Source organism: Enterobacter cloacae complex sp. 2024EL-00711, from assembly GCF_047529885.1.
Classification (GTDB): Bacteria; Pseudomonadota; Gammaproteobacteria; order Enterobacterales; family Enterobacteriaceae; genus Enterobacter; species Enterobacter ludwigii.
The window spans coordinates 39,566-60,769 of sequence record NZ_JBLIZC010000011.1 but is presented as its reverse complement, the minus strand read 5'-3'; the positions used below and the strand labels follow the sequence as shown (position 1 = coordinate 60,769).

Below are 21,204 nucleotides of genomic sequence, written 5' to 3'. Positions count from 1 at the left end.
GGGTCACCGTGCCTGTCCTGCTAACGTTTAGCGCTTGCTGATCTGGTCGAAAGTTCCGCCGTTAGAGAAGTGCTCTTTCTGCGCTTTCGCCCAGCCGCCGAACTCTTCATCAATGGTGAAAAGCTTCAGTTTCGGGAAGACGCTTTCATATTTCTTCGCCACCGCCGGATCGCGTGGACGATAGTAGTTTTTCGCCGCAATTTCCTGGCCTTCTGGCGAGTAGAGATACTTCAGGTACGCTTCCGCCACCGCTTTGGTCTCTTTCTTCTCAACCACTTTATCAACCACAGAAACGGTAGGTTCGGCGAGGATAGATTCGCCTGGCGTAACGATCTCGAACTTGTCTTTACCCAGTTCGTGGGTGGCGAGCAGGGCTTCGTTTTCCCATGCGATCAGCACGTCGCCAATCCCACGCTCAACGAAGGTGTTCGTGGCACCACGTGCGCCAGAGTCCAGCACCTCAACGTTTTTATACAGCGCTTTCACGAACGCCTGGGCTTTCGCCTGGTCACCGTTGTTGTGATGCAGCGCGTAGCCCCAGGCCGCCAGGTAGTTCCAGCGTGCGCCACCCGAGCTTTTCGGGTTCGGGGTGATAATGGAAACGCCCGGCTTAACCAGATCGTTCCAGTCATGAATTTGTTTTGGGTTGCCCTTACGCACCAGGAAAACAATGGTCGAGGTGTAAGGCGCTGAGTTGTCTGGCAGGCGTTTGATCCAGTTTTTATCGATACGCCCACGCTCGGCGATGGCGTCGACGTCATAGGCCAGCGCCAGGGTAACCACGTCGGCCTCAATCCCGTTGATGACTGAGGTCGCCTGCTTACCGGAGCCACCATGAGACTGACGCACCACCACGTTGTCGCCGGTTTCCTGTTTCCAGTGTGCCGCGAAGGCTTTGTTGTACTGCTCGTACAGCTCACGCGTCGGGTCGTATGACACGTTTAGTAACTGGATGTCCTTAGCCAGAACGCTGGTCGATGCCAGCAATAATGTTAACCCCACGCCCCATTTATTCATCGCCCGGATCTCTTGTGTAGTGTTTTGATGCTTGCAGCGTGCCAGAAAGCTAACCAATGATTAAAGAATAAAAAAAGATTGGCTATAACGTAGAGGAATAAAAACGAGCAGGCATAAAAAAACCGGGTGGCGATATCGCCTTACCCGGTCTTTATGAGCGTGGACTGCGGACCCGGTTAACTCAGCGCGACCGGGGGAAAGTCACCGCTTAGTACAGTTTTTTTGCGCAGTCCAGCCAGTCACCCTTGAACGGACGCTTCATGTTTTCAATGGCGTCGATGATGTCATGGTGAACCAGTTTTTCGTTCTGAATACCCACGCAACGACCGCCATGACCCTGCAGCAGCAGTTCAATGGCGTATGCACCCATACGTGATGCCAGGATGCGGTCGTATGGACCCGGGGAACCCCCACGCTGGATGTGGCCCAGAACGGTAGCGCGCGTTTCACGTTTGGTTTCGGTTTCGATGTACTTCGCCAGCTCGTCAACGTCACAGATATGCTCGGTGATGGCTACGATGGCGTGTTTCTTGCCTTTTGCGATACCCGCTTTGATTTCAGCCACCAGATCTTCACGGCTGAATTCCACTTCCGGAACCACTACGAACTCACAACCGCCGGCGATGGCCGCAGCCAGCGTCAGGTCACCACAGTAACGGCCCATCACTTCCACGATGGAGATACGTTGGTGGGAAGAAGAGGTGTCGCGCAGGCGGTCAATCGCTTCAACAACGGTGCCCAGTGCGGTGAAATAACCGATGGTGTAGTCAGTGCCTTTGATGTCGTTGTCGATCGTACCCGGCAGCCCGATGCACGGGAAGCCCATTTCAGTCAGACGTTTTGCACCCATGTACGAGCCGTCACCACCAATAACAACCAGTGCGTCGAGGCCACGTTTTTTCATGTTCTCAATAGCCACTTCACGGACGTGTTCATCACGGAATTCCGGGAAGCGCGCAGAACCGAGGAAGGTACCGCCACGGTTGATCATGTCGGACACGCTGTAACGGTCGAGCTGAACCATGCGATCTTCATACAGGCCCAGATAACCATCATAGATACCAAAAACTTCCAGGCCTTCCGTCAGCGCTGAACGGACAACCCCACGAATTGCCGCGTTCATGCCCGGCGCATCACCGCCGCTTGTCAACACACCGATTTTCTTAATCATGACTACCTCTGAACTTAGGAATGCAAAATTGAAATCTGTTGCCGGAAGAATTTATCGACCAACGAATACTGCAAATAGTATATCAATCACTTCCAGCTGAATTGATTCAGGTCAGACCAAATGGCGGTAATTTATACACAAAATGCTGGCCTGGCTCACTTTTTTACAACCAATTACGAAAGCTCAACATGTCCGGGTACAACCGAGCAGGGATCCTGGTGAATAATGACGTCTGAACCAGGAAAACGCTGCAAAATCGCCTGCTCGACCTGCTCAGCAATAACGTGAGCCTGAACCAGTGGCAGGTTGTCTTCCATTTCAATATGAATCTGAATAAAGCGGGTCGGCCCTGACTGCCGCGTTCGAAGATCGTGTGCACCTCTGACACCAGGCCAGGAGGTCACGATAGAAAAAATTTCATTACGTTCTGAGTCCGGGAGGGCGCGGTCCAGAAGCGATTGCACCGCTTCATACCCCATCCGTAAGGCGCTATATAAAATATAGATGCCAATCCCTAACGCAAACAACGCATCGGCCCGATGCCAGCCATACCAGGCCAGACCGAGCGCAATAAGAATAGCGCCATTCATCATAACATCAGATTGATAATGAAGCATATCCGCCCGTACAGCCTGGCTTTGCGTTTTGCGAACAACCCAGCGCTGGAACGTTACCAGAACAAGTGTGCATATAAGTGCCACAATCGTCACGACCACGCCCACGCCGGGATCGTTCATCGGTGACGGCGAGACGAGATGCTGAATACCGGTTAAAAACAGAAACAGCGCGGAGCCGGAAATAAACATGCTTTGCGCCAGCGCGGCCAGCGATTCGGCTTTCCCGTGCCCAAACGTATGTTCTTCATCCGCCGGTTGCAGCGAGTAACGCACAACCAGCAGGTTCGTCAGCGAGGCGGCAATATCCATCAACGAGTCCACCAGCGCCGCGAGAATACTGACTGAGCCGGTATACCACCACGCAAAAATTTTAATCACTAACAGGCTTGAAGCCACGATGGTTGCTGCAATCGCTGCCCGACTTACCAGTCTTCCATAGGATTGATTCATAAACGCTCCTGTCATGTCATGCCGCTAGTATAACGGAAGCATGGGGAGTCAAAGGATGAATAAACGGTTAACAAAGCAGAATGAAGGGCAAAAAAAACCCCCACATCATGTGGGGGAAGACAGGGATGGTGTCTATGGCAAGGAAAACAGGGTTTACTGGTTACTACGGGTACTGCTATTGCTACTGAAAAACGTTGTTTCTGAGCTTCGCTGCATCCGTGCAACCTCACGCAACTGGTCCATTCGCTGCTGATGTCTTGTGTTCAAAACCGCTTGCTGCTCGGGCGTTAGCAGGTGGAACATCTGGTTGCGGACCTTCGCCATCTCTACCTGGCGGGCAACCTGCTCCTGTGCCATTTTTTCGGCCTGAGCGCGTACAGCGCTTTCGTCAAATTTTTCTGCGGTGACAAGGCGGTGCATTGTCTCCATTTCGCTAACATTAACAGGGGGCTGGTCGTGTCGTGCCCTCTGCATCAGATCTCGCATCTGTTGACGCTGATGTTCGGTTAAACTTATGCCATCAAACATATGGCTTTGGCTGCTGTGCTGCGTTGCCCCCTCCGTTGAGGGCCCGTTATCGCCGGGGATAGCTACAGCGGCCTGGCTTAATGTACTGAACGCCAGCGTTGAGGCCATGACGGCAGCGGTAACTTTGCGCATCACTTGCTCCCAAAATCTTTCGTGTCGCGATTCAACGAGAGACAGTCTACGATTCAGGCTGCAAACATGCGTCAGGGGGTGTAAAACAACGTAAAGTCATGGATTAGATAGCCTTGATGTCGTAATTTCTGCCTCGGAGGTATTTAAACAATGAATAAAATCCTGTTAGTTGATGATGACCGAGAGCTCACATCCCTTTTAAAGGAGTTGCTCGACATGGAAGGTTTCAACGTTCTGGTTGCCCATGATGGCGAGCAGGCGCTGAGTCTCCTTGACGACAGCATCGATTTACTTTTGCTCGACGTTATGATGCCGAAGAAAAACGGCATTGATACGTTGAAAGAGCTTCGCCAGACACACCAGACGCCCGTAATTATGCTGACCGCTCGCGGCAGCGAACTTGACCGTGTACTTGGCCTTGAGCTGGGCGCGGATGACTATTTACCAAAGCCGTTTAACGACCGTGAACTGGTTGCCCGTATTCGCGCTATCCTGCGTCGCTCTCACTGGAGCGAACAGCAGCAGAACAGCGACAACAGTTCACCGACGCTGGAAGTCGACTCCCTGAGCCTGAATCCGGGCCGTCAGGAAGCGAGTTTTGACGGTGAAACGCTGGAACTGACTGGCACCGAGTTCACCCTGCTGTACCTGCTGGCCCAGCACCTCGGCCAGGTGGTATCGCGTGAACATTTGAGCCAGGAAGTGCTCGGCAAACGCCTCACCCCGTTTGATCGCGCCATCGATATGCATATCTCGAACCTGCGCCGCAAGCTGCCGGAACGCAAAGACGGGCACCCGTGGTTTAAAACCCTGCGTGGTCGCGGTTATCTGATGGTTTCCGCTTCATGATAGGAAGCTTAACAGCCCGCATCTTCGCCATTTTCTGGCTGACGCTGGCACTGGTTTTAATGCTCGTTTTGATGTTGCCAAAACTCGACTCACGCCAGATGACGGAGCTTCTCGACAGCGAGCAACGTCAGGGCGTGATGATCGAGCAGCACGTGGAAGCCGAGCTGGCAAACGACCCGCCGAACGATTTAATGTGGTGGCGCAGGCTGTTTCGCGCTATCGACAAATGGGCACCGCCAGGCCAGCGCCTGTTGCTGGTGACCAGCGAAGGGCGCGTGATTGGCGCCGATCGCAATGAAATGCAGATCATCCGTAACTTCATTGGTCAGGCGGATAACGCCGACCATCCTCAGAAGAAAAAATACGGTCGGGTTGAGATGGTGGGCCCCTTCTCCGTCAGAGATGGCGAGGATAATTACCAGCTTTACCTGATCCGCCCGGCGAGCAACTCCCAGTCCGATTTCATCAACCTGCTGTTTGACCGTCCGCTTCTGCTGCTGATTGTCACCATGCTGGTCAGCTCACCGCTGCTGCTGTGGCTGGCGTGGAGTCTGGCGAAACCGGCGCGTAAGCTGAAAAACGCGGCGGACGAAGTGGCGCAGGGTAACCTGCGACAACACCCTGAACTGGAAGCCGGTCCACAGGAGTTCCTTGCCGCGGGGACCAGTTTTAACCAGATGGTGAGCGCCCTCGACCGCATGATGACGGCACAGCAACGCCTGCTGTCGGATATCTCGCACGAGCTGCGCACGCCGCTCACGCGCTTACAGCTCGGCACCGCGCTGCTGCGTCGCCGCAGCGGTGAGAGCAAAGAGCTGGAACGTATTGAAACGGAAGCGCATCGTCTGGACAGCATGATTAACGACCTGCTGGTCATGTCGCGCAATCAGCAGAAAAATGCGCTGGTGAGCGAAACGGTGAAAGCCAACCACCTGTGGCATGAAGTGCTGGATAACGCGGCGTTCGAAGCGGAGCAGATGGGGAAATCCTTTACCGTCAACTTCCCGCCGGGGCCATGGCCGCTGTACGGTAACCCCAACACGCTGGAAAGCGCGCTGGAGAACATCGTGCGTAACGCCCTGCGCTATTCGCACACGAAGATTGAAGTAGCCTTCTCGGTGGATAAAGACGGGATCACCATCATCGTTGATGACGATGGTCCTGGGGTAAGCCCGGAAGACCGCGAACAGATTTTCCGTCCGTTCTACCGTACCGACGAGGCGCGTGACCGTGAATCTGGCGGCACGGGGTTGGGTCTGGCGATTGTGGAAACCGCCATGCAGCAGCATCGCGGCTGGGTGAAGGCCGACGACAGCCCGCTGGGTGGGTTGCGGTTAACGCTGTGGCTGCCGTTGTATAAACGTTCGTAGCCGTTTAGCCGGGCGGCGGTATCGCTGACCCGGCTTGCCTCTCCTGCGGGGAAACTATTTCCCCCACAATCTCCGCGAATTATCTTCGATCTTGCAACTTAAACGGCGTTTCTGCATCGTTCGGGTCCAGCTCGTGGACAGCCCTGCAGCGGACAAAAGCCGATGGTACTGGTCGTCATCAAACGGCATATGCCAGGCGATCGCGCAGGCGTCATATACCGAGACATCACTCAGGCGCGATGCCAGCACCAGCGGCTCATCTGCCGATACCTGACCTGCCAGCACCACCCGATATAACCAGCCCGTTTTACCCGCGCTCTGCAGTCGGGCAGACATGTCGCTGATGCCGAAATGATAGTTTAGTTTGAAGCACGGCGAGCGCGGCTGCGTCACCTGAATCAGGGCATCGCCCCAGCGGTAGATATCGCCGATAAAGACGTTTTTCTCGGTCAGCCCTTCCGTTGAGAGATTCTCACCAAACGCGGGCGCGACAAACATATCCGCCTGTTCGGGAAACTCGGTTATCCAGTGCTGATAGTGTTCCCGCGGATAGTGGCACAGCGCGCGGTCAGGCCCGCCATGGATTTTCTTTTCGGCCTGCTCATCGCCCACCAGCCCGAGGTCGGTTAACGTCAACTCGCCGTCGACCTGAATTTTGGCGATGGCGCTCGGGCGGCTGCCGTCGTACTCCCTTACCTTGCCTGTAAAGACATTCACCGGAAAATGCATCGCTGCTCCTTTCTGCAGATACAAAAAAAGCGAGTCATCAGACTCGCTTCTCACAGGCGTCAATGCAACCTTATTTTTTCGCGGCGAAACGCGCTGCTGCTTCGTCCCAGTTCACCACGTCCCAGAAGGCTTTGATGTAGTCCGGGCGACGGTTCTGGAATTTCAGGTAGTAAGCGTGTTCCCACACGTCCAGACCCAGGATAGGGAAACCGGATGCGCCAGAGATTGCTTCACCCATCAGCGGGGAGTCCTGGTTAGCCGTTGAAACAACCGCCAGTTTGTCACCTTTCAGAACCAGCCACGCCCAGCCAGAGCCGAAACGGGTCGCAGCGGCTTTTTCGAATTCCGCTTTGAAGTTGTCTACAGAACCGAAATCGCGCTCGATAGCCGCTTTCAGGTCGCCCTGCAGGGTGGTACCGGTTTTCAGGCCTTTCCAGAACAGGCTGTGGTTAGCGTGACCACCTGCGTTGTTACGCAGAACGGTTTTCTTGTCAGCTGGCAGCTGGTCCAGTTTAGTGATCAGCTCTTCAACAGGCAGGCTAGCGAACTCTGGCAGGCTTTCCAGCGCGGCGTTCGCGTTGTTCACATAGGTCTGGTGGTGTTTGGTGTGATGGATTTCCATCGTCTGCTTGTCGAAATGCGGTTCCAGTGCGTCGTAGGCATACGGCAGGGATGGCAGTGTATAACTCATAATCCTCTCCATTATTGTCGGGCGGCACAGCTGTTAATGCCGCGTAAGCAGTTGGTTCATTATAGTTAATTAAATGATATTGAAAATGATTATCAATGCCGTAGTTTTTATAAGGTTATTCGGTTTTCGGTTATTGCTGAAATTGTGAGTCTGCTCACCCGGTTAACGCGTTGATTGCCATTCAAAACCAAAGTGCGGCAACCTTCCGAAGGTTACCCGACTGCTTAATTTTTACACTCATCGAGTCGGTGGGAAGCCACCGACATATAAAAACGATGAGGATGTAAACATGAATCATGCGATTACGATGGGTATTTTCTGGCATCTGATAGGCGCGGCCAGTGCAGCCTGTTTCTATGCCCCGTTTAAACAGGTCAAACAGTGGTCATGGGAAACCATGTGGTCCGTCGGCGGTGTAGTCTCGTGGATAATTCTTCCCTGGACCATCAGCGCCATGCTGCTCCCGGATTTCTGGGGCTACTTCTCCTCCTTTAACGCCTCCACCCTGCTGCCGGTCTTTCTCTTTGGCGCCATGTGGGGCGTCGGTAACATTAACTATGGCCTCACCATGCGCTACCTCGGCATGTCGATGGGCATTGGCATCGCGATTGGTATTACGCTGATTGTCGGCACTCTGATGACGCCGATCCTCAACGGCAACGTCGACGTGCTGATCAACACCAAAGGCGGCCAGATGACGCTGCTGGGCGTGCTGGTGGCCGTCATTGGCGTGGGCATTGTCACCCGCGCAGGGCAGCTGAAAGAGCGCAAAATGGGCATCAGAGCCGAAGAGTTCAACCTGAAGAAAGGCCTGCTGCTGGCGGTGATGTGCGGGATCTTCTCCGCAGGCATGTCATTCGCGATGAACGCCGCCAAACCGATGCATGAAGCTGCTGCCGCACTGGGCGTCGACCCGCTGTACGTGGCACTGCCAAGCTACGTGGTGATCATGGGTGGCGGAGCGGTGGTTAACCTCGGTTTCTGTTTTTTCCGTCTGGCAAACGTGAAGACCTTGTCACTGAAAGCCGACTTCTCGCTGGCTAAACAGATGATTATCGGGAACGTGCTGCTCTCGGCGCTCGGTGGGCTGATGTGGTATCTCCAGTTCTTCTTCTACGCGTGGGGTCACGCCAGTATTCCGGCGCAGTATGACTATATGAGCTGGATGCTGCACATGAGCTTCTACGTGCTGTGCGGTGGGCTGGTGGGTCTGCTTCTGAAAGAGTGGAACAACGCCGGGCGTCGCCCGGTGGGCGTGCTGAGTCTGGGGTGCGTGGTGATCATTATTGCGGCCAACATTGTGGGCCTCGGCATGGCGAACTGATTACGCCGCGTTACGACTGCGATGACGCCACTGAACCGGCGTCATCCCCACCTCGCGGTTAAAGACCACCGAAAAATAGTTACTGTCCTCAAAGCCGCAGCGCATCGCCACATCGCTGACCATCAGTTCCGTATGCTGAAGCAGGTACTGGGCATGGCAGATGCGCAGCTGGCGCAGATAGTGGTTCACCGTCATCCCGGTCTGGGTGCGGAATTGCTGGCGCAACGCGCGCTCGCTGCACTGCGCCTGCTCGCAGAATTTCTCCAGCACAAAGCTTTTGTTAAGGCTGCCCGCCAGGGTGGTAATGAGCTTATCGAGCAGGGCTTCCTGCGCGGTAGCCGACGGGTTATCAATGGCGTAGCGATGGCGCGTCAACGTCATGACCAGCTGGGCGAAAAGCAGTTCTGCCATCTGGTGAGCCTCAGGATCGCTTTTCTGGCTCTCCTGCTCCAGCTGAGAAATCACCTGTCGCACCTGCGTCATGCCGTTACTGCTCAGTCGCCAGTGCGCCGCGCACTTCGTATCATTAAAACCCGGAATGTAAGCCGCCCAGTCGACGTTGAGTTTCAGCCTGTCAGGGCAGTAAATCACGTTCTGCAGGACCAGGTCGTTGACCGAAGCGTAGGCGTGTTTGTCTTCAGCACGGATGTAAAACAGATCCCCACGCGTAATGCGGTAGGGCCGGTCGTTGAGGATATGCAAGCCATTGCCCCGCCACACCAGCACCAGCTCGCAGAACTCATGAGTGTGCTCGGCAAAGACGTTTTGCGGATAGCGATCCGCCACCGCGACGGCCTGGCCGGCGGAGGCAAAAAAATCCACTTTGCGAAGCATTAACTGAGCAACCACGACACCACCTCGACAGCAAATAACCTGACATTATTAGCGTTTTTGCCCACGGGAAACGGTGACAACCCTCGCGTTACTGCAGTGACGCGTCCTTTCCCTGGCGAATATCGCGCGGTGACCAGCTAAATTCCCGGCGAAACAGGGTCGAAAAGTGGTTACTGTCGCCGAAACCGCAACGATAGGCGATATCCGTGACGCTCTCATCGGTATGACGCAGCAGATGGCGCGCTTTAATCAGGCGCAGACGGTTCAGATAGCGCTGGGGCGTCAGCCCGGTTTGCTGCTTCAGCTGACGATGCAAGGTCCGGAGCGACAGCGAAAAATCATCCGCCAGCGTTTCCCAACAGACATCCTCGGCGAAATGGTCCTCCAGCCAGGCCATCAGTTGAGTCAAACGCGCATCGTTATTCCCCAGCCCGGCCACCATGCTACTGCGACGCAGCAGCACCAGCAGCTGCATAAACAGCAGCTCACGCGTGGCGATGACGTGGGTCTCCTGTCCCTCGTCGCGCTGTTCCATCTGGCTCACCAGCTGACGCACCTGCTGCAGCGTGGACTGATTCACCCGCCAGTGTGAAGGATAGATGCCGTCCTTCTCCTGCGGCAGGAGATGGTTCAGCCCGGACAGGAACTGGAACGCATCGGGCGAACGGTAGAGCACGTTAGTCAGGCACAGGTTGTCGGTATGTTCATATAAGTGCCGGTCATGATCGCGCACAAAGCAGACCGTCCCACCACTGATGGTATACGGCTGGCCGTTAAACACATGGATCCCCGTTCCATGTTCAACAATCACAATTTCGTGAAAATCATGATGATGCTCAGGAAACGCCACCTGAGGGAGTCGCGGTTCAATCGCGACAGACGACCCACCCGAAGGAAAAAAATCCACGCTGTGCAGTACGGTCATAACGGCCCCCACCAATGAGAAATGTTCTCAAAATAGTAATTAAGGCCCCGTCCCCTCACCTTAAATTTTCGACCGTAAACCTCGCAAAAACTGTCCGTTTTTCAAGAAACAGGCTGAAAGATCAGGAAATGCGGGAAGCGTCACACTGCCTGCAAACCCCGTCACGCCTGGAAACTGTGAACTCCCTCACGTTCACCTTTGCTTTCTTGCCAGCCCCGGAAAACCGCTGTCACTGGCGAGAAGGTGGTGATGGGTTCCTTTTTTTACACTCACCGCTAATGACTTTAAGAAGGACACAACCATGACTTTTCGCCATTGCGTGGCTGTCGATCTCGGTGCATCCAGCGGCCGTGTAATGCTGGCCACTTATGACGGCAAGCGGCAGACGCTTTCGCTTCGCGAGATGCACCGCTTTGTTAACTGCCTGCAAAAGCAGGACGGCTGTGAGGTCTGGGATATCGACAGCCTTGAGGCAGCGATCCGCACCGGACTGCAGAAGGTCTGCGATGCGGGGATCCGTATCGACAGTATCGGCATCGATACCTGGGGCGTCGATTATGTACTGCTGGACAGCAACGGTGAACGCGTTGGTTTGCCGATAGCCTATCGCGACAGCCGCACCGACGGCCTGATGGCGCGAGCGATTGCCGGGCTTGGCAAAGAGAATATTTATGGCCGCAGCGGCATTCAGTTCCTGCCATTCAATACGCTCTATCAACTGCGCGCGCTGGTCGAACAGCAGCCGGCGCTGGTTCCCCACGTGGCGCATGCGCTGCTGATCCCGGACTACTTCAGCTACCGCCTGACCGGCAACATGAACTGGGAATACACCAACGCCACCACCACGCAACTGGTGAACATCAACTCCGATAACTGGGATGAACACCTGCTGGCCTGGACCGGGGCTTCCCCCTCCTGGTTCGGTACGCCGACGCATCCTGGCAATGTGATCGGGCAATGGATGTGCCCGCAGGGTAATGCGATCCCGGTGGTGGCGGTTGCGAGTCACGATACCGCCAGCGCCGTCATTGCGTCACCGCTTGCCGGTAACGACGCGGCCTACCTCTCTTCCGGGACCTGGTCGCTGATGGGCTTTGAGAGCAAAACCCCCTACACCAGCGATGCCGCGCTGGCCGCGAACATCACCAACGAAGGCGGTGCCGAAGGGCGCTACCGCGTGCTGAAGAACATCATGGGTCTGTGGCTGCTCCAGCGCGTGCTTAAAGAGCAGAACATTACCGACCTGCCCGCGCTTATTGCCGACACCGAAAGACTGAAAGCCTGCAGTTTCCTGATCAATCCTAATGATGACCGCTTTATCAACCCGGCGGACATGAGCGCCGAAATCCAGGCCGCCTGCGTCGACGCCGGGCAGCCCGTGCCATCGAAACCGGCAGAGCTGGCACGCTGTATTTTCGACAGCCTCGCCCTGCTGTATGCCGAGATCCTGAGCGAGCTGGCCGACCTTCGCGGCCGGCCGTTCACTCAGCTGCATATTGTCGGTGGCGGCTGCCAGAACCAGCTTCTGAACCAGCTCTGCGCCGATGCCTGCGGGATCACCGTGGTGGCGGGCCCGATTGAAGCGTCGACGCTCGGCAATATTGGCATTCAGCTCATGACCCTGGACGAACTTGCCAGCGTGGACGATTTCCGCACGGTGGTCTCGGCGAACGCCACGCTGACCACGTTCATCCCCAATCCCTGCCATGAAATTGCCCGCTATCGGGCGCAGTTTCAGCAAAACCGACTGACTAAGGAGCTTTGCGCATGACCACTCAACTTGAACAAGCCTGGGACCTGGCTAAACAGCGTTACGCCGCCGTCGGCGTGGATGTCGATGAGGCGCTGCGCCAGCTCGATCGTCTGCCGGTCTCCATGCACTGCTGGCAGGGCGACGACGTTGCCGGTTTTGAAAACCCGGGCGGCTCGCTGACGGGGGGCATTCAGGCCACCGGCAACTATCCGGGCAAAGCGCGTAACGCCACCGAGCTGCGCGCCGACCTGGAGCTGGCGCTGAGCCTGATCCCGGGGCCTAAGCGGCTGAACCTGCATGCTATCTATCTGGAATCTGACACGCCGGTCGCGCGTAACGAGATCAAACCTGCGCATTTTAAAAACTGGGTGGCGTGGGCGAAAGCCAACCAGCTGGGCCTGGATTTCAACCCATCCTGCTTCTCACACCCGCTGAGCGCCGACGGTTTTACCCTTGCCCACGCGAACGACGATATCCGCCAGTTCTGGATTGACCACGTAAAAGCCAGCCGCCGCGTCTCCGCGTACTTTGGCGAGCAGCTCGGCACGCCGTCGGTGATGAACATCTGGATCCCGGACGGCATGAAAGACATCACCGTTGACCGTCTGGCCCCGCGTCAGCGCCTGCTGGCGGCGCTGGATGAAGCCATCAGCGAAAAACTGAACCCGGCGCACCACATCGACGCCGTAGAGAGCAAGCTGTTCGGTATTGGTGCGGAAAGCTACACCGTGGGCTCGAACGAGTTTTACATGGGGTACGCCACCAGCCGCCAGACCGCGCTGTGCCTGGATGCCGGCCACTTCCACCCGACGGAGGTGATCTCCGACAAAATCTCCGCCGCCATGCTCTACGTACCCCGCCTGCTGCTGCACGTGAGCCGTCCCGTACGCTGGGACAGCGACCACGTGGTGCTGCTGGATGACGAAACCCAGGCCATTGCCAGCGAAATCATTCGCCACGACCTGTTTGACCGCGTGCACATTGGCCTCGACTTCTTTGATGCCTCCATCAACCGCATCGCGGCATGGGTGATTGGCATCCGCAACATGAAAAAAGCCCTGCTGCGTGCGCTACTGGAGCCCACCAGCGCCCTGAAGCAGCTGGAAGAGAACGGCGATTACACCGCGCGCCTGGTGCTGCTGGAAGAGCAGAAAACCCTGCCGTGGCAGGCGGTGTGGGAGATGTACTGCCAGCGTAACGACACCCCAGCGGGCAGTCAGTGGCTGGATAACGTGCGGATGTATGAGAAAGACGTGCTGAGTCAGCGCGGATAAATATGCCCTCACCCTCTTCCTGTGGAAGAGACCACTTTTACCCCCTCTCCCTGTGGGAGAGGGCCGGGGTGAGGGAAACGCTCACCACGATCACGGGAAATGAAACACTATGCAGACCATCACTAACGCCTGGTTCGTCCAGGGCATGATTAAAGCCACCTCCGACGCCTGGCTGAAAGGCTGGGACGAGCGCAATGGCGGTAACCTGACGCTGCGCCTGGATGATGCCGACATTGAACCGTTCGCCGCCGAGTTCCATCAGAAGCCGCGCTATATCGCCCTGAGCCAGCCAATGCCGCAGCTCGCCAGCACGCCGTTTATCGTTACCGGTTCCGGTAAATTCTTCCGTAACGTGCAGCTCGACCCGCAGGCCAACCTCGGGGTGGTGAGAGTGGACAGCGACGGCGCAGGCTATCACATCCTCTGGGGGCTGACGGACGATGCAGTGCCCACGTCTGAACTCCCGGCGCACTTCCTCTCTCACTGTGAGCGTATCAAGGCAACCCACGGCAAAGACCGGGTGATCATGCACTGTCACGCCACCAACCTGATCGCCCTGACCTACGTGCTGGAAAACAGTAGCGACTACCTCACGCGGAAGCTGTGGGAAGGCAGCACCGAATGTCTGGTGGTTTTCCCCGACGGGGTCGGCATTCTGCCGTGGATGGTGCCGGGTACCGACGAAATCGGCCAGGCCACCGCCATCGAAATGCAGTCCCACTCCCTGGTGCTGTGGCCGTTCCACGGGGTATTCGGCAGCGGGCCGACGCTCGACGAAACGTTTGGTCTGATTGATACCGCCGAGAAGTCCGCCGAGGTGCTGGTGAAGGTCCTGTCGATGGGCGGCATGAAGCAGACCATCACCCGGGAAGAGCTGATTGCACTCGGTAAACGCTTTGGCGTCACGCCGATGCAGTCGGCACTGGATTTGTACCCATAGCGGCCCGCGAAAGCGGCTGGAGGCATGATGATCCGCAAAGCATTTGTGATGCAGGTGAATCCTGACGCGCACGACGAGTACGCGCGTCGCCATAACCCCATCTGGCCAGAGCTGGAGGCGGTATTAAAAGAGCACGGTGCGCACCACTACGCTATCTATCTCGATGAGGCGCGTAACCTGCTGTTTGCGAGCGTTGAAATTGAATCGGAAGCGCGCTGGAACGCGGTGGCAAAGACCGACGTTTGTCAGCGCTGGTGGAAATACATGGGTGAGGTAATGCCCTCGAACCCCGACAACAGCCCCGTGAGTGCCGAACTGAAAGCGGTGTTTTACCTGCCCTAAGCGTTAATGCTGCCGCATCCGCGGCAGCGTCCTGCGTTAGTTTGCCTCCACCGCAGCGCGGCGCGCCGCAATCTCCTGCTTACTGCTCAGCGTAAAGGCCGAGACCACCGTAATCGCCAGTACAAAACAGCCCAGCATCAGGTAGGTCTCCTGGAAACCGATCCGGTCATACATATTCCCGGCAAAAGCAGAGAGGAAAATCGCCGCCGACTGTTTGGCAAACTGGAAGCCAATCAGATAGATAGTGGCCGACAGACGGGTATCGAACACGCCGGTGATGTATTTGAACGCCCCCACCAGCAGGAACGGAACCTCCAGCGCGTGCAGCATCTTCAGGGCAACGACCTCCACCGCGGTGGTGGCGAACGACGAGCCGATAATGCGCGTCGCCATAATCAGCCCGGCAATCAGCAGCGTATTCTTCGCGCCGATACGGTTGATGATCCACGGCGAGCAGAACATGATGATCGCGTTGCAAATTTCCCCCGCCGTGGTGGCAAAACCAAAGGCTCGCGTTCCCTCCTGCGGCGTTGCGAAGAAGGTTTTAAAGAAGGTGGCAAACTGCTGGTCAAAAACGTCATACACGCAGGCCACACCGATGACGTACAGAATGAACATCCACATTCTGCGCTGACGGAACAGGTTAAAGACCGTCCTGGCGGTGATCTGCGGCTGGTTGGCCCCCAGCGCATTCATCACCTGCGCAGTCTGGTTTGGCTTCGGTTTCGCAACCACCAGCAACAGCATCAGCAGCAGCGCAGCCGCTGATCCCATCCAGAAGACATACGACGGGTCGATGCCAAACAGAATACCGCCCGTTGAAGCGCACAGCCCCCAGCCGAGACAGCCGAACATGCGCGCCTTGCCGTATTCAAACAAGCTGTTACGGCTCACGCGTTCGATGTAGGCCTCAATCGCGCCTGAACCTGCGGAGAAGACAAAACCGATATACAGACCGCCGCTCAATGCCCCCAGCCAGATACTGCTTTTCAGCAGTGGCGCAAAGACATACAGGAAGAACGGCGCGAACAGAAACAGCAGCACCGTGATAATCCACAACAGGTGTTTTTTCAGCCCCAGCTTATCCGAAATGACCCCAAGTACGGGCTGGAAGGCGATGGCCGAAAGCGAGATACAGGAGAATACGATCCCGGTATGGGTTTTGTTCAGGCCGATGACATCCGACAGCCAGATCGGCAGAAACGGAAAGCAGGTGGCCATAATGAAGAAGTAGAGAAAGAAGAACAGCCCGAAGATCCAGAAGTTAGGGTTGTCTTTGTGGGTACAGGTTGTTGTGTTCATTATTTTTATCCTCAACGGAGGGCCAGTCTCCCGGCCCATCACCCTTACACGCGTTCAACGCCAATCAGAATGGCGGTTTCCGGGTCCAGAATCGGCAGTGCGATCCCCGCCTGCATCAGCCACTCACCGCTGGCCGTCTGGGACGTTTCCATCCACGCCGGTAGCTTGCGCATGGTGTGCCCGCCCTCACCAGCGAGTCGAATGTTGGGGTGATCGAGCAGCGTGATGCGGTACTGCGCCTGCGCGTCGAGCCCCGGCATGCGCAGCGGCATCATGAGCGTGTAATCCGGCATGGCCAGTTGGCTGACCATAAACAACCCCTGCGTTTTGTCTTCGCTCACTATACCCTGTGCCAGCGTGCTGGCATCCGGCATATCCACGCGCCACTGGGTACCGTGATGGATGACTTCCCGCCACTGCTTGTGCAGCGCGGCGTAATGGCGATAGCCTTCACGCTCCTGAGCATCGACGGTGAGCGGATCAAGCTCCAGTCCCATGTGGCCAAACAGTGCCGTCAGGCCGCGGAAAGCAATGCTGTGCTGGCGGAAGGTGGCGTGACATTTATGATGACCGATATGCGCGCCCATCACTTCCGGCGGGAAGAAGTAGCTCATGCCACGCTGGATGGTATTGCGCTCCAGCGCGTCGTTGTTGTCAGAGGCCCAGAAGCGGTGACTGCGGGTCAGGACTTCATAATCGATTCGCCCGCCGCCCGAGGAGCAGGACTCAAATTCGATGTGCGGGAAACGCTCGCCCAGCACGTCTAACAGACGATAAAACTGCCGCGTCTGCGCATCCGCGGCGGCTTTGCCGTGGTGCCCGGGCTGTACCAGTTCGCGGTTCATATCCCACTTAACGTAGTCGATGGCATGTTCGCCCAGCAGCCAGCTCATGCGCTCGACCAGATAATCAAAAGCCTGCGGAATATTCAGATTGAGCACCAGTTGATGACGGCCCGTTGCCTGGGTGTAGCCCGGCAGCGCCAGCACCCAGTCGGGATGGGCACGATACAGATCCGAGTCCGGGTTAATCATCTCCGGCTCAATCCAGATACCAAATTCCATGCCGCGCTTTTTCACATGGTTAATCACCGGCGTCAGCCCGTCCGGGTATTTTTTCTCGTCCAGGTACCAGTCACCCAGCGCCGCGTGGTCATCGTTACGGCCTTTGAACCAGCCGTCGTCGATGATAAAACGCTCCACGCCCAGCGCCGCAGCCTCATCGGCCATGCGCATGATGTACGCCGGGTCATGGCTGAAGTAGATCCCCTCCCAGGTATTGAGATGTACCGGGCGCGGTTTGTTTTCAGGGAAGCGGATAACGTTGTCGCGCAGATACCGGTGGAACGACTGGCTCATGCCGTTCAGACCCCGTGCGGAGTAGCTTGCATACAGGCGTGGCGTCCAGAGCGTTTCCCCCTCTTCAATCGCCATTTCTCCCGGCAGGTAGAGGGCTTCGGCCTGCAGATAGCGGCGTCCGTCGGTTTTGACTTCCGCACGCAGGCGGTGGTTGCCGCTCCAGCCCAGATGCACGCCCCAGACGTCGCCGTGCATTTCGTTAAATGAGGACGTACCGGCGATCAGCGCCGGGAAGTGTTCGTGAGAGGTCCTGCCGCGGCGGTTTTCAATCACAACGCTGTCGTGTTCAAGCTTCACGCGATGCGGCTGGAACTCACGGATCCAGCGTCCGTGGAACGCCATCACGTCCTGCGCGCGTTCAGCGACCGGTAGCGTCACGGCGAAACGATCAACCTGCCACGCCTGCGCCCGCAGGTTAGTTAAACCGTGACGCACCACCAGTACCCCGCTTGCATCCAGTGCCAGCTCGCTGGTCAGACGCAACCCGGCATGTTCATCTTCCGCCGTTAAGGTCAGGGTTTGCCCCTCGTGCTGCACATGGGTGGTTTTAAAGACAGGCGACCCGTCCAGTCCCTGGCGGTGCCCTTCAATACCGGGCGAACCAAACAGACCGTGTCCCAGCTCCGCCATCAGCGTCACCGGGGCGTCAACGTCGAGCCTGCCGTTCGCCACCGGACGAGCCAGACTTACCACATCTTGCGGTGAAAAGTGGTGAAGGTGCGGCCCCCAGTAGAGAATTTCGGCGAACGGGTGCGTGGTGATCACCAGGTCAACCGCCTTACTTTCGAGTCGAAAAATGGAATCGTGCATCAGACCTCTCCTGTCATCGGGATGATCTGAGTGTTGATCCGAAACGTTTCGGATACAAACCAAAACGTTTCGGATCTGTGATCGGCTTTGGAATTTTGCTGTGTTTAGGCCGTCTGGCCCGGGAAGAACTCTGGCTGCCAGAGCACCTGAAGCTGAGCGATATCGTCGCCGTTAATCAACTGACGCACCATGTCAGCGATCTGTTTCCCGACGCCCTGGCGGGTGGACTGAATAACCGCCGCCACATCAACATCGACAATGCTGTCCTGCGGTAAGCCGTCGTAAACCACCAGCGAAACGGCGTTTTCACCGCAGAGAAGACCCCGCTGCGCCAGCGCCATGGCCGCGCCGTCGCCGTGAGTGTTGCAGTCGGTAATGATGGCCGTGGGGGGCTGCGGCAGGGAGAGAAGTTCATTCGTCGTGGCGTAACCCACGCGGCGCGAAGGCGGCATGGCGCGCAGCCATTCGCTGGATAACCCGGCTTCGCGTAGCGCATCCAGATAACCCTGGCGGCGCTGGGTGATGAAGGCCTGATTGTTGCTTTCACCCAGCAAGGCGATGCGGCGATGTCCCTTTTCAATCAGCCAGCGGGTGGCATTGTACGTGCCGGCATAGTTGTCGAAATCAAACCACGCATAGGGCTGCGGCAGCTGGCTGCGCCCGAGCGCGAGAAAGGGAAAACCGGCGGCCTGAAGCTGTTCCAGCCGCGGGTCATGATCCAGCGTGTGCGCCACAATCAGCGCATCCACGCGACGACTTTGCACCATACGCATATAGCTGTGCTTGTCCGCCAGATCATCATCGGCAATCAGCAGGAGATCGATTTCATGTCGCGCCAGTTCGTGGCTAATTTCGCCGACCATGTCCATAAAGACGCTGTTATTGAGCGGAACAGGATGCACCGGAAAAACCAGACCCACGGCGTCGATTTTGCCCATCTTCAGGCGACGCGCGAAGGTGTTTGGCCGGTAGCCACGGCGCTGAGCCTCCGCTTCGACGCGGGCGCGCGTCTCGCGGGAGACATCGTCATACCCGTTAAGGGCGCGGCTGACGGTGGTAACAGACAGCCCCAGTTCTTTGGCAATGGCTTTAAGCGACATGATTTTCCGTATCTGCGTTAATTTTGTTCAGCCACCAGAAGCGCGTGCGTATCCGGCTCGAGGGCCTTAAAGATATGCGGCTGGTCAGCGGGATAGCAAATGTAATCCCCCGGGCCAAGCTCTTCCGCCGCGTCGATCAGACCAACCAGCGCTCTACCCTGCGTCACAATAATATGCTCCACTGAGCCTGCCGGATGTGGCTGAGAAATGCGGTCGGCACCCGGCTGGGTGAGTAACAGGTAGATGTCACGACGCGCGCCCGGCGGGCACGCCGCCAGCAAAATGGCTTCATAATTGGCCTGTCCGGCAACCACCTTCGTTCCTTCTCCACGGCGGATCACCTGAGTGGTCGGCTGCTGCGGTTCAAGCAAACGGGCAAAAGGAATGTCCAGCGCCACACAGAGTGACCAGAGCGTCTCCAGGCTGGGATTCCCGTTGCCGGATTCCAGCTGCGACAGCGTGGATTTAGCGATCCCGGCACGGCGCGCGATTTCCGCCAGTGAAAGTCCGGTTCGCAGGCGTTCTCGCACCAGACTTTTAGCGATCACGCTGATTGGCTGCGTCATAAAAACGGCCCCTTTGTTCTATAAATCGAACGAATCGTTCGACTTGAAAAACGGTTCTGATGCGTTCATTATAATGGAAATACGTTCGATATGGCTAAAATAGTATGAAGCATCCTCTCTCCAGCCTGAAAGGCGACACGATAAAAGCAATCATCCTGGTGTGTCTCGCGGTAGGCGTCGTCGGGATGTCCTATGGCTCGCTGGCAATGGCCTACGGTTTCCCGGTCTGGGTCCCGTTTTTACTCTCCATTACCGTGCTGGCGGGTGCCTCTGAATTTATGTTTATCGGCATTGTGGCAAGCGGCGGTAACCCTCTGGCGGCGGCGGCTGCCGGATTACTGGTTAATGCACGTCATGTACCGTTTGGGGTGACGGTGCGTGAACTGGTGGGTAAACGTGGCCTGAGTTTTCTGGGTTGCCACATTATGAACGACGAAAGCGTGGTGTTCGGGTTGTCGCAAAAAACGCCCGAACAGCGTAAGGCGGCATACTGGCTATGCGGTTTAGGCGTGGCGATCGTCTGGCCGCTGGGTACATTGCTGGGCACCATGGTTGGCAAACTGTTGCCGGACCTTGAAACCATCGGGCTGGATGCGGTATTCCCGGCGATTTTACTGGCGTTAGTGGTGCCGGCTTTTAAAAATCGCACCACCCTGATCCGCGCCTGCAGCGGTGCTGCGTTGTCACTGGCCGCCGTGCCGTTTGCCCCGGTGGGTTTACCGGTTCTGCTCTCTTTACTGGGTCTTGCTGCGAGGAAAAAATAATGGGGAATATGACGGTCTTTATTCTCGGTATCGCCGTGCTTTCCGTGGGAACCTATTTAATGCGTCTCGGCGGGGCAAAACTCGGCAACCGACTGGCGCTGTCAGACCGCTCTCAGGCTCTGCTTTCAGATGCGGCAACGGTTTTGCTGTTTTCCGTCGCGCTGGCGACCACCTTCTATGAAGGTGAGCATTTTGCCGGTATGGCGCGCGTACTGGGCGTGGCGTTTGCAGTATTTCTGGCATGGCGAAAAATGCCATTAATTGTGGTGATCGTGGCGGCAGCGGTCGTGACTGCATTGCTGCGTCTGGCGGGTATCCAATAAAAAAAGCGCCCCGGGGGCGCTCTTTCGACGGTGTG

General features: G+C 56.8%; 21 protein-coding genes. 9 read left to right on the top strand and 12 right to left on the bottom strand.

Translation table 11 applies throughout. The features are described 5' to 3' along the window. Window positions 1-27 precede the first annotated feature (27 nt). From ACMVME_RS21220 to cpxP, 4 genes are all read right to left on the bottom strand, one after another. The gene (locus ACMVME_RS21220) at window positions 28-1,017 is read right to left on the bottom strand and encodes a sulfate ABC transporter substrate-binding protein (RefSeq protein WP_032680073.1); all 990 of its coding nucleotides are present in this window, start codon (window positions 1,015-1,017) and stop codon (window positions 28-30) included. Window positions 1,018-1,225: 208 nt separating this feature from the next. Further along, the gene (gene pfkA, locus ACMVME_RS21215; protein WP_014172210.1) at window positions 1,226-2,188 is read right to left on the bottom strand and encodes a 6-phosphofructokinase; all 963 of its coding nucleotides are present in this window, start codon (window positions 2,186-2,188) and stop codon (window positions 1,226-1,228) included. Between the two features lie 173 nt (window positions 2,189-2,361). Continuing rightward, window positions 2,362-3,255 (bottom strand): CDF family cation-efflux transporter FieF, encoded by an 894-nt coding sequence (gene fieF, locus ACMVME_RS21210; RefSeq protein WP_020883958.1) that lies wholly within the window; start codon window positions 3,253-3,255, stop codon window positions 2,362-2,364. Between the two features lie 153 nt (window positions 3,256-3,408). Continuing rightward, complete coding sequence (gene cpxP, locus ACMVME_RS21205) at window positions 3,409-3,915, bottom strand: cell-envelope stress modulator CpxP (RefSeq protein ID WP_020883960.1); 507 nt, start codon at window positions 3,913-3,915, stop codon at window positions 3,409-3,411. Between the two features lie 150 nt (window positions 3,916-4,065). Here cpxP and cpxR point away from each other — a divergent pair, with 150 nt between their 5' ends. After that, window positions 4,066-4,764: an envelope stress response regulator transcription factor CpxR gene (cpxR, locus tag ACMVME_RS21200; RefSeq protein WP_014172213.1), complete on the top strand. Its 699-nt coding sequence runs from the start codon at window positions 4,066-4,068 to the stop codon at window positions 4,762-4,764. Beyond that, window positions 4,761-6,134 carry an envelope stress sensor histidine kinase CpxA gene (cpxA, locus tag ACMVME_RS21195; RefSeq protein WP_010436910.1) on the top strand — a complete coding sequence of 458 codons (1,374 nt, stop codon included), beginning with the start codon at window positions 4,761-4,763 and terminating at the stop codon, window positions 6,132-6,134. Before cpxR ends, cpxA begins: the two co-directional genes overlap by 4 nt. 54 nt (window positions 6,135-6,188) lie before the next feature. Here the strand turns inward: cpxA and yiiM are convergent, their stop codons facing one another. Both yiiM and sodA read right to left on the bottom strand, forming a co-directional pair. After that, entirely contained in the window at window positions 6,189-6,863 is a 675-nt protein-coding gene (gene yiiM / locus ACMVME_RS21190) for a 6-hydroxyaminopurine reductase (protein ID WP_068795443.1), read from the bottom strand. Window positions 6,864-6,933: 70 nt separating this feature from the next. Next, window positions 6,934-7,554 (bottom strand): superoxide dismutase [Mn], encoded by a 621-nt coding sequence (gene sodA, locus ACMVME_RS21185; RefSeq protein WP_014833772.1) that lies wholly within the window; start codon window positions 7,552-7,554, stop codon window positions 6,934-6,936. A gap of 289 nt (window positions 7,555-7,843) precedes the next feature. Between sodA and rhaT the strand changes: the two genes are divergently transcribed. Further along, on the top strand, window positions 7,844-8,878 hold the full coding sequence (gene rhaT / locus ACMVME_RS21180; RefSeq protein WP_020883962.1) for an L-rhamnose/proton symporter RhaT: 1,035 nt from the start codon (window positions 7,844-7,846) through the stop codon (window positions 8,876-8,878). On the opposite strand, the gene rhaR is transcribed toward rhaT, so the two are convergent. Both rhaR and rhaS read right to left on the bottom strand, forming a co-directional pair. Next, the gene (gene rhaR, locus ACMVME_RS21175; protein ID WP_014172216.1) at window positions 8,879-9,727 is read right to left on the bottom strand and encodes an HTH-type transcriptional activator RhaR; all 849 of its coding nucleotides are present in this window, start codon (window positions 9,725-9,727) and stop codon (window positions 8,879-8,881) included. Window positions 9,728-9,800: 73 nt separating this feature from the next. After that, window positions 9,801-10,637, bottom strand: a complete 837-nt coding sequence (rhaS, locus tag ACMVME_RS21170) for an HTH-type transcriptional activator RhaS (RefSeq protein ID WP_025202747.1) — start codon at window positions 10,635-10,637, stop codon at window positions 9,801-9,803. A 301-nt stretch (window positions 10,638-10,938) separates the two neighbouring features. Between rhaS and rhaB the strand changes: the two genes are divergently transcribed. The 4 genes from rhaB to rhaM all read left to right on the top strand — a co-directional run bounded on the left by rhaB (window position 10,939) and on the right by rhaM (window position 14,946). Further along, window positions 10,939-12,408 (top strand): rhamnulokinase, encoded by a 1,470-nt coding sequence (gene rhaB / locus ACMVME_RS21165; protein WP_068795444.1) that lies wholly within the window; start codon window positions 10,939-10,941, stop codon window positions 12,406-12,408. Continuing rightward, the gene (rhaA, locus tag ACMVME_RS21160; RefSeq protein WP_068795445.1) at window positions 12,405-13,664 is read left to right on the top strand and encodes an L-rhamnose isomerase; all 1,260 of its coding nucleotides are present in this window, start codon (window positions 12,405-12,407) and stop codon (window positions 13,662-13,664) included. Before rhaB ends, rhaA begins: the two co-directional genes overlap by 4 nt. Before the next feature lie 109 nt (window positions 13,665-13,773). Further along, window positions 13,774-14,604: a rhamnulose-1-phosphate aldolase gene (gene rhaD / locus ACMVME_RS21155; RefSeq protein WP_014172220.1), complete on the top strand. Its 831-nt coding sequence runs from the start codon at window positions 13,774-13,776 to the stop codon at window positions 14,602-14,604. Between the two features lie 27 nt (window positions 14,605-14,631). Beyond that, window positions 14,632-14,946 (top strand): L-rhamnose mutarotase, encoded by a 315-nt coding sequence (gene rhaM / locus ACMVME_RS21150; RefSeq protein ID WP_063157185.1) that lies wholly within the window; start codon window positions 14,632-14,634, stop codon window positions 14,944-14,946. Window positions 14,947-14,982: 36 nt separating this feature from the next. Here the strand turns inward: rhaM and ACMVME_RS21145 are convergent, their stop codons facing one another. From ACMVME_RS21145 to ACMVME_RS21130, 4 genes are all read right to left on the bottom strand, one after another. Continuing rightward, window positions 14,983-16,248: an MFS transporter gene (locus tag ACMVME_RS21145; RefSeq protein ID WP_068795446.1), complete on the bottom strand. Its 1,266-nt coding sequence runs from the start codon at window positions 16,246-16,248 to the stop codon at window positions 14,983-14,985. A gap of 44 nt (window positions 16,249-16,292) precedes the next feature. Continuing rightward, window positions 16,293-18,416 (bottom strand): alpha-galactosidase, encoded by a 2,124-nt coding sequence (locus tag ACMVME_RS21140; protein WP_068795447.1) that lies wholly within the window; start codon window positions 18,414-18,416, stop codon window positions 16,293-16,295. 104 nt (window positions 18,417-18,520) lie between these two features. Continuing rightward, the gene (locus tag ACMVME_RS21135; RefSeq protein WP_014172224.1) at window positions 18,521-19,516 is read right to left on the bottom strand and encodes a substrate-binding domain-containing protein; all 996 of its coding nucleotides are present in this window, start codon (window positions 19,514-19,516) and stop codon (window positions 18,521-18,523) included. A gap of 17 nt (window positions 19,517-19,533) precedes the next feature. Further along, a complete protein-coding gene (locus ACMVME_RS21130) occupies window positions 19,534-20,082 on the bottom strand; it encodes a helix-turn-helix domain-containing protein (protein WP_014172225.1) in 549 nt (182 codons plus the stop codon). Window positions 20,083-20,186: 104 nt separating this feature from the next. Between ACMVME_RS21130 and ACMVME_RS21125 the strand changes: the two genes are divergently transcribed. Together ACMVME_RS21125 and ACMVME_RS21120 are read left to right on the top strand one after the other, a co-directional pair. Beyond that, window positions 20,187-20,846 (top strand): AzlC family ABC transporter permease, encoded by a 660-nt coding sequence (locus tag ACMVME_RS21125; protein WP_047742324.1) that lies wholly within the window; start codon window positions 20,187-20,189, stop codon window positions 20,844-20,846. Further along, window positions 20,846-21,169, top strand: a complete 324-nt coding sequence (locus tag ACMVME_RS21120) for an AzlD domain-containing protein (protein ID WP_032680064.1) — start codon at window positions 20,846-20,848, stop codon at window positions 21,167-21,169. Before ACMVME_RS21125 ends, ACMVME_RS21120 begins: the two co-directional genes overlap by 1 nt. Window positions 21,170-21,204 lie beyond the last annotated feature (35 nt).